Raw genomic sequence first — 8,493 nt, forward strand, 5'->3', positions numbered from 1 at the left:
GTGCAACTGACCAATTTCCGGTGGTAGTTCTGTCAGAGAATTATCCCTTAAATCAAGTGTTTGTAGACTGTGCAACTGACCAATTTCCGGTGGTAGTTCTGTCAGAGAATTATCCCTTAAATAAAGTCTTTGTAGACTGTGCAACTGACCAATTTCCGGTGGTAGTTCTGTCAGAGAATTATCCCTTAAATAAAGTCTTTGTAGACTTTGCAACTGACCAATTTCTGGTGGTAGTTCTGTCAGAGAATTATCCTTTAAATGAAGTGTTTGTAGACTTTGCAACTGACCAATTTCCGGTGGTAGTTCTGTCAGAGAATTACTGTTTAAATTAAGTGTTTGTAGACTTTGCAACTGACCAATTTCCGGTGGTAGTGCTGTCAGAGAATTACTGTTTAAATTAAGTTTTTCCAGGTATGTATGCTGTTGAAAAAAGTCAGATAGAGGTTCTTTAAGCCTTCCGTTCGCTAAATATAGCGATAAATCTAGTTTCATGAGATTATCCAGTTGTTCAAATTTGTTTAGGAGAGCGATCGCCATCAAACCCACCAAAAGGAAGTTGTGGGATGATTGCCAAATCAGCAATTTTTAGGTTTCTACTGCAAAAGCTTCCGGGTCAACATCCCAGTTTGCCCAGCAAATGGCTTCACGGGCAGAAGTGACATCAAGAGGAACGTGCCAGACATGAAAATGCAGGCTGCATCACTCGTTGCAGCACTCGCCACCCGTCCCACGATGATCTGTTGAGTCTAGGACAATAGATTAATCAGCAACAGGACGCCATCTGCTGGGTTCATACTCCCGTTGAATCCGCACGACCCAATCCCCCTGGGGAATTTGCAGCGCATGATGTTCTTCGTGGCTGAGGGTAGCAAACTCAGACAAGACACGCAGATACAGCGTCCCATCCCGTTCATAGAGTTCTGCTTGTCCGTTTGAAATTTGGTGTTTGTGTCCGGTGGCTTCACCCAGGGCAAGCACCAGATGGTCTTTCTTAGTACCTTGATGTATTGTGCGGGGAATTAAAAGAACGTCACCTTGTCGCATGGGTTGCATTGCACTTCTCCTATATAGCCGTTGTTATTTCCCAATCTAATCGCTGTGAATAGTGGCGTTAGGGTCAAAATCTATTTACACTTTAGCCCTGATGGTTTGTACAGGCTATTTTGGATTCTGAGGCGATTACCCTGGGGCTAATTTTCTTGCGCGATCGCACATTCCAATAGTTTTAAGTTTCTAAAGTCGCCCTAGAAGGGCGAGGCTTGTATCCCATTTTTTTGGTCAGCGTCCGGGAGTAACGGTTACTTTTCTAACCGCACCGCATACCATTGGAGATATTGACCCGCACCCACATCTAGGTCACAGCTTGTATCAAGCAGATGCTTGGCTTGTTCTTCAATGGTGGTAAAGCGTTGTAAATCCTGGGGTAAATTGTCTTGACATTCTGATAAAACGGATTTGAGCTTTTCCAGGAGTTCTGCAACCGTCATAAACTGTTCGGGTTGATGGGTTTCTAAGACCACAAAGGTCTCCTCATCGTACATTAGCGCGTCTGGCATTGTTGGTTATTGGTGAACTGTTAAATAATCATTCTGACTTAGGACGGAGGGGGTCACGATACGGGACAATTGTGACTACCCCCATGTTACGATCAAATTTAATACCGATAATTCCGACCGAATTACAGGGGATTGAAAACAATCGGGTTGAACTGGGGTTGATCACAGCCAAACCGTTGAACCCGTAAAGGTTTTTTATTGAAAAAGGTATCACACGCTCATGACTCTATCCGCAACACCTCCCAAGGTTAATAAACCCTCGAAAGTAGAAGGGCTTAAAGAACGCAGCAATTTCTTGCGCGAACCCCTCGCCACAGAACTGTTCAATGATTTGAATTACTTCTCCGAAGATGCAATTCAAATTCTCAAGTTTCATGGCTCTTATCAACAAGATAACCGAGATAATCGGGTTAAAGGACAGGAAAGAGACTATGGAATGATGCTGCGAACCCGCAGTCCTGGGGGCTTTATTCCACCTGAATTGTATTTAACGCTGGATCGCTTATCCGATGAATATGGCAACCAAACCATTCGGGCTACCACTCGTCAAGGGTTCCAATTACACGGAGTTTTAAAGAAAAATCTTAAAACAGTTTTGGCTTCTATTATTAATAGTATGGGGTCAACTTTAGGCGCTTGTGGAGATATTAACCGCAATGTCTTAGCTCCTCCGGCTCCTTATAAAAATCGCCCTGATTATGAATATGCCCGTACTTATGCCCATCATATTGCTGATCTGTTGACTCCCCAAACAGGAGCTTATTATGAAATCTGGTTAGATGGGGAAAAATTTATTAGCGCAGAAGAAGATCCAGAGGTAAAAGTGGCTCGTCTTCGCAATACAAATGGTACGAATTATACGGACTCCCCAGAACCCATTTATGGCACTTATTATATGCCCCGCAAGTTTAAATGTGCGGTGACAGTTCCAGGGGATAATTCCCTGGATATCTATACTCAAGATTTGGGTTTAGTGGTGATTACAAATGCGGCTGGAGAGTTAGAAGGATTTAATATTTTAGTCGGGGGTGGCTTAGGACGGACTCATAATAAAGAAGAAACCTTTGCTCGCATTGCTGATGAAATTGGCTATGTGGATAAAGAGGATATTTATGATGCGGTAAAAGCCATTGTTGCTACTCAACGGGATTATGGCGATCGCACCAATCGACGTCACGCCAGAATGAAATATTTAATTCATGATTGGGGTGTGGATCAATTCCGTGAAAAAGCCGAAGAATATTTCGGAAAATCCTTTAAACCCTTTAAACCGTTACCCGCTTGGAATTATCAGGATTTTTTAGGATGGCACGAACAAGGAGATGGTAAATTATTTCTGGGAATTTCTGTTGATAATGGTCGGATTAAAGATGAAGGAAATTTCCGCCTGAAAACGGTTTTACGCCAAATTGTTGAACAGTTTCAAGTGCCGATGTTAGTCACGGCCAGCCAAAACGTGATTCTGTATGAAATTTCCCCAGAGGTTCAACCCAAGATTCAAACTCTGCTTCAAGAACACGGGATTAAAACCGAAACGGAAATTGATCCCCTAGAACGCTATTCGATGGCGTGCCCGGCATTACCGACCTGCGGATTGGCCATGACCGAATCAGAACGGGTCATCCCTAGTCTATTGGGACGGATTCGGGTATTGTTGGACAGTGTAGGTTTACAACAAGAGCATTTTGTCATTCGGATGACGGGATGCCCTAATGGTTGTGCTCGACCCTATATGGCGGAGTTAGGCTTTGTTGGGAGTGCTCCTAATACCTATCAAATTTGGTTAGGGGGTTCTCCGAATCAGACACGATTGGCTGAAGCTTTTGTGGATCGCTTATCGATTCACGATCTCGAAACTTTTCTGACTCCGATCTTAGTTTATTTTAAACAGGATCGGAAACCCGAAGAGAGTTTTGGGGATTTTTGCTATCGTGTCGGCTTTGATGCGCTTCGCAAGTTTATAACCTCTTACTCAACGACGGCCTCAATGAACATTGAAACTCAAGAAGCACCCGTTTTTACGGGTAGCCAGACCCTACCAGAGATTAGCGATTCTGATACTCCCCTAGATACGAGCAAAATCCGGCATCGGGTTAGTGTTCGAGATTCTATTTATAATCAGTTAAAAGCTGAATCTAAACGACTAGGGAAACCCGTGGTTGAGTTAGCCACTCAAGCAATTGAAGAATATTTAGAAAAACTGAAAGTCCAGTAGTTAGGTTGAACGGGGAGGATTTTAGGTTAGAGTAACTAACCGAGTTCTTTAATCCTTTATTACCAATGGTTCAACTTCAACGCATTGCGATCGCTCCTGAACAAATTCAAGACGAACACTTAATTTTAACGGCTGAACAACAGCATTATTTGGGTCGAGTGTTACGGTTGAAACAGGGCGATCGCTTTATTATTATTGAAGGTCAAGGTCAATGGTGGATAGCAGAATTAATGGTTAATTTACCTTCTGTTTCTCCCCAAGCTAAATTAATCGAAACTGTCTCCATACAAACCGAATTACCTGTTGAAATTATATTAATTATAGCCTTACCGAAAGGAGATGGATTTGAGGAAATTGTGCGCTGTTGTACGGAATTAGGCGTAACACAATTTATCCCAGTTATTAGTAAAAGAACAATCTTAAAACCTAGCCCTCAAAAGGTAGAACGGTGGCGCAGAATTGCCACAGAAGCCGCAGAACAATCGGAACGTCAAATTATTCCCAAAATTTGTGATCCGGTTTTGTTTCCACAAGGATTATTAACTCTATCAACCTTGATAAGTAACACTCAATTTTCTGTTCAATATATTTGTGAAAGTCGAGGAAATTATCAACCTTTTATGTTAGAATTAATATCAATTATAGCTGAGAAAATACCCGATAAAATCATGATTGCAACGGGGCCAGAAGGGGGTTGGACGGAGGAGGAAATTCAAGCAGCGATTAGTATGGGATTTCAACCCGTCTCGTTAGGAAAACGCATCTTAAGAGCCGTTACAGCACCGATTGTAGCAGTATCTCAGATTATGGGTATTATAGAACAAAAACAATACTTCTAATTTTTCTCGCTAAATTATCCGTCCGTTTCGGAATATAAAAATTATTGTTTTTTAAAGTTTTCCCGACTTGATTAAACGTCTCAATACACAAATTCAACCGTTCTCGATATTCCGAAAATGTCATTTTTTCAATATATTGGAATAACTCTTGAGGATGATTAAACTCACAATAGTCTAAAAAACTATTTTGGGGAAAATCCTCATAAATTGTTGAATTTTGTCCACCGTAATAAATCGGTAAACAACCTCCAATAATCGCATCCCAAATTTTTTCAGTACAATAATGGGAAGCTATCGTATTTTCAAAACACAGATTAAAATGATAATCTTGGAGAATTTCAAACTTGCGATTTGTCCAGTCTCCATCCCTAGAGTCTTCGATGGTTACTCCCGCTTCCCAACCTTTTCCATAAATATCCACTTTCCCTAAACGATGACCTTCTAAAGCAATGTGATTTCGGATTTCATACAAATCAATACTATTTCCATCCCGAACTAAAGTCGTAAAGCCAGCAACCGGATGTTTTGACATCAACGCCACAATTTTTTTGTCTTGCGGTCGCCAAAAATCATCCTCAATTATTGGGTTTAAGGGTTGACTAAACACATTACTCCGCCAAATACATAAACTATAATTATTTAAAAATACATCCCCCGTGTAAATATTCATAATATGGATATCTACACCCTCTACATTAACTTTATTCTCAAAGTTTAGATCAAACCGAGGTTCTTCCGTATATAAAAGGTATTTTTTGATCTGACCATATTGACGAGCAAAACTTTCTAAAACCACAAAATATTGAGAAATAATAATATCTGCTTCTCGAAGATCTTGTGTCACCTCAATTCCTTGATCTTTAAGACCAGAAAAGACTTGTTTTTGATAACCAGAAGATTGCTGATTAATCATACTATATAAACCGGGGTCAGCTTGGAAAATTTTAATGATTTTTGAGTCTGGACGTTTAGGGTTATCTAAGAGTTGAACTGTTTTCCCTTGGATTAACATTTCTCGCAAATAGTTATGGGGAGGAAAAAGAACTGCTCCTTCAAAGGTTAATAATTGGTTATAATATTCTAAAGCTTGATTCCAGCGACCCAATTTAATGCAAGAATAACCTAAGTTTTGATAACTATCAATTAAATCTGGCTTTAATTCAATTGTTTTTAAATAATTTGCGATCGCATTTTCCCATTGATGATCTTGGAAATAAGCATAACCCAAACCATAGTAACTCCAGACAAAATCCGGTTGTAATTGTAAAGCTTTTAAATAAGCATCAATCGCAGGTTTCCATAATCTTAATTGCATCAAACTATTTGCCATAAAAAAATATGACCCAGGAAAATTAGCATTAAGGGTTATTTCCTGTTGAAAAGCGGCGATCGCATTTTCCCAGTCTTGCAAATTCCAATAAATCTCTCCAATTTGATAATGAATCAAAGGGGTGTTCGGTTGAATTTCAATCGCTTTTTGATAATTGACAAGAGCTTCTTGCCAATTTTTCTGTTGATAATATTGTTGACCTAGATTAATATAAGTTTCTAGCATAGAATGATTATCCATAAATTGTTCCCCTTACTGTTGATAGGTTTTAAGAATTTTTTAAGCAAACATCGCGATCATTCTTTTAATTAAACAATCTGTGCGGTTTGGGATAAAATATTGATTTTCTTTCATAATTTTAGCCATTTTGTTAAACGTGTTAATACATAAATTCATCCTGTGCTGATATTCTGACCATTCCATCTGATCAATATAGTTAAAGAGTTCTATGGGACTGTTAAACTGACAATAATCAATAAAGCTATTCGGTGGGAAGTCTTCATAAATCGTTGAATGTTCTCCTCCATAATAAATCGGTAAACACCCTGCAATAATCCCATCCCAAATTTTCTCTGTACAATAATAGGGAGCAATGGTATTCTCAAAACACAGATTAAAATGATAATCTTGTAAAATTTCCAATTTTCTGATTGTCCAATCTCCCTCCCTGGAATCTTCTAAAGACACACCTTTCTCCCAACCTTGACCATAGATATCAACTTTTCCTAAATAATACCCTATTAAGGCAATTTCACAGCGTAACTCATTCAAATCCATATTATTTCCGTCTCTAAATAAGCTATAATTCTTTTTTTTCGTCGTTAATGTTACAACTTTTTTATTTTTTTTACGATTAAAATGACTATCTTTTAATAAGGATAAAGATTGATTAACAGCGTCTACTCTTTTATGCCAAATACAACAAGTATAGTTATTGATAAAAACATCCTGAGTATAGATATTCATAATAGGTATATCTATTTCATCCAGAGAAATTATTGGAGAAAAATTCATGTCAGTTCGAGGTTCTTCTGTATATAAAAGATATTTTTTATGATCTTTATATTTATAGGTAAAAAGTTCTAAAACTTTCAAATGTTCAGAAATAATTAAATCTGCTTGTTCTGGGTTACGGGTAAATTCAATATGATTTTTGTGAAATTGTTCAATAACTGAATAACTACCAGGACTAAATAACACTGAACTAATGGGAAAGGGAAGAAATACTTTAATACTTTTAGGATAATCAATAGTATTGCTGAATTCAATAGGCTGATTTTTGAGTTGGCTTAAAATATCTTTCCATTGTTGATCTTGGGGAGAGAGTTCTATTTTCAGTTCAACTGCTTTCTGATAATTTTTTAACGCTTTTTCCCATTCTCCTAACCTCAGATAAGCATAAGCTAAATCTTTATAACAGCAATAATAATCTGATTCTAACTGACTAGCACGCTGGTACAGATTAACCGCTTTTTCCCAAGCTTCTAATTTTAAATAAACTTGACCTAATGCTTGATAACCCCAATAAAAATCTGGTAATAATTCAATTGCTTTTTCATAAATTTGGGCTGATGCTTGCCAATTTTCTACTCCTGCGAAACATTCCCCTAAACGGAAATATGACCAAGGAAAGTCTGATTTGTGGTAAATTGAAACTTGGTAAGTGGCGATCGCTTCTAACCAATCTTGCTGACGAAAATAAATTTCACCGAGTTTATAAAATGAAAGCCAAAGATTCGGCTGAGATTTAACGGCTTTTTGATAATAAAATCGAGCTTGTTCCCAGTTTTCTTGTTGATAATAAACCTCTGCAATTCTTTCATCAATATGACCTGCATTGGGTTTAAATTCTAAAATTTTATTATAAGTATTTATAGCCTTTTCCCATTGTTGAAGTTGAGCAAAAATATTTCCAAGCTCATAATAAGCGAGTTCAAATTTAGGATTTAATTGAATAGAATAATAATACAAATTAATTGCTAAATCGACTTGATTTTGTTGGTAATAGTAAGCAGCTAATTTCTGATAAATAACCGCACCTAATCCCGGTTTTTGCTGAAATTTAACAAAGAAATGAGCGATCGCTTTCTGAACTTTATCATCATCAAGCCGAGCAAAAAAAGGTATTAAATTCTCAACAATTTCTTCACTAGAAGCCACATATAAATCAACAGAAATAGGAAATTCAGACATAATACAGGGAATAGGGAATAGGGAATAGAAAATAGGAAATAAAGGGAAAAATAGTTCCCCCTTAAGGTTCAGGAGTAGGCTATTTCAATCACTATAACAAGTCTAAATCAGTTGTATAAATGACTTAAAATCCAATTCATCTCCTGGGGCGAGGCGCGCCTCGCCCCTACTGATTTGTGTCCATTTTTTAGGATTAATAATCAGCCCTAATTAGGATTGTATATACAATCCATTTAACGTGAGTTCGACAGAGTGCGATCGCCTCTAAACAGCAGAGTAGAAAAGCGATGTGCTTCCGGCAGGATGGGGTAGGTGAGATCGCTTCGCCACCGCTTGGGACGGTCGGAGCGGTTCAACACT

At 38.1% G+C, this 8,493-nt stretch carries 7 protein-coding genes; 2 read left to right on the forward strand and 5 right to left on the reverse strand.

The window, feature by feature from the left end:
* The 3 genes from IQ236_RS26985 to IQ236_RS26995 all read right to left on the reverse strand — a co-directional run.
* Positions 1–492 (reverse strand): leucine-rich repeat domain-containing protein (locus IQ236_RS26985; protein WP_228041889.1); only part of this gene is annotated, 492 nt, incomplete at its 3' end.
* Positions 493–759: 267 nt separating this feature from the next.
* Positions 760–1,053 carry a hypothetical protein gene (locus tag IQ236_RS26990; protein ID WP_193872238.1) on the reverse strand — a complete coding sequence of 98 codons (294 nt, stop codon included), beginning with the start codon at positions 1,051–1,053 and terminating at the stop codon, positions 760–762.
* Between the two features lie 245 nt (positions 1,054–1,298).
* The gene (locus IQ236_RS26995; RefSeq protein ID WP_193872239.1) at positions 1,299–1,556 is read right to left on the reverse strand and encodes a chlororespiratory reduction protein 7; all 258 of its coding nucleotides are present in this window, start codon (positions 1,554–1,556) and stop codon (positions 1,299–1,301) included.
* A 220-nt stretch (positions 1,557–1,776) separates the two neighbouring features.
* Here IQ236_RS26995 and sir point away from each other — a divergent pair, with 220 nt between their 5' ends.
* Positions 1,777–3,771, forward strand: coding sequence for a sulfite reductase, ferredoxin dependent (gene sir, locus IQ236_RS27000; RefSeq protein ID WP_193872242.1), 1,995 nt, complete (start codon positions 1,777–1,779; stop codon positions 3,769–3,771).
* A 65-nt stretch (positions 3,772–3,836) separates the two neighbouring features.
* Positions 3,837–4,610: a 16S rRNA (uracil(1498)-N(3))-methyltransferase gene (locus tag IQ236_RS27005; RefSeq protein WP_193872244.1), complete on the forward strand. Its 774-nt coding sequence runs from the start codon at positions 3,837–3,839 to the stop codon at positions 4,608–4,610.
* On the opposite strand, the gene IQ236_RS27010 is transcribed toward IQ236_RS27005, so the two are convergent.
* Entirely contained in the window at positions 4,585–6,180 is a 1,596-nt protein-coding gene (locus IQ236_RS27010) for a tetratricopeptide repeat protein (protein WP_193872246.1), read from the reverse strand. The genes IQ236_RS27005 and IQ236_RS27010 overlap by 26 nt on opposite strands.
* A gap of 39 nt (positions 6,181–6,219) precedes the next feature.
* Positions 6,220–8,133: a tetratricopeptide repeat protein gene (locus tag IQ236_RS27015; protein ID WP_193872248.1), complete on the reverse strand. Its 1,914-nt coding sequence runs from the start codon at positions 8,131–8,133 to the stop codon at positions 6,220–6,222.
* Between the last annotated feature and the right edge of the window lie 360 nt (positions 8,134–8,493).

Source organism: Planktothrix mougeotii LEGE 06226 (genome assembly GCF_015207485.1).
Classification (GTDB): domain Bacteria; phylum Cyanobacteriota; class Cyanobacteriia; order Cyanobacteriales; family Microcoleaceae; genus Planktothrix.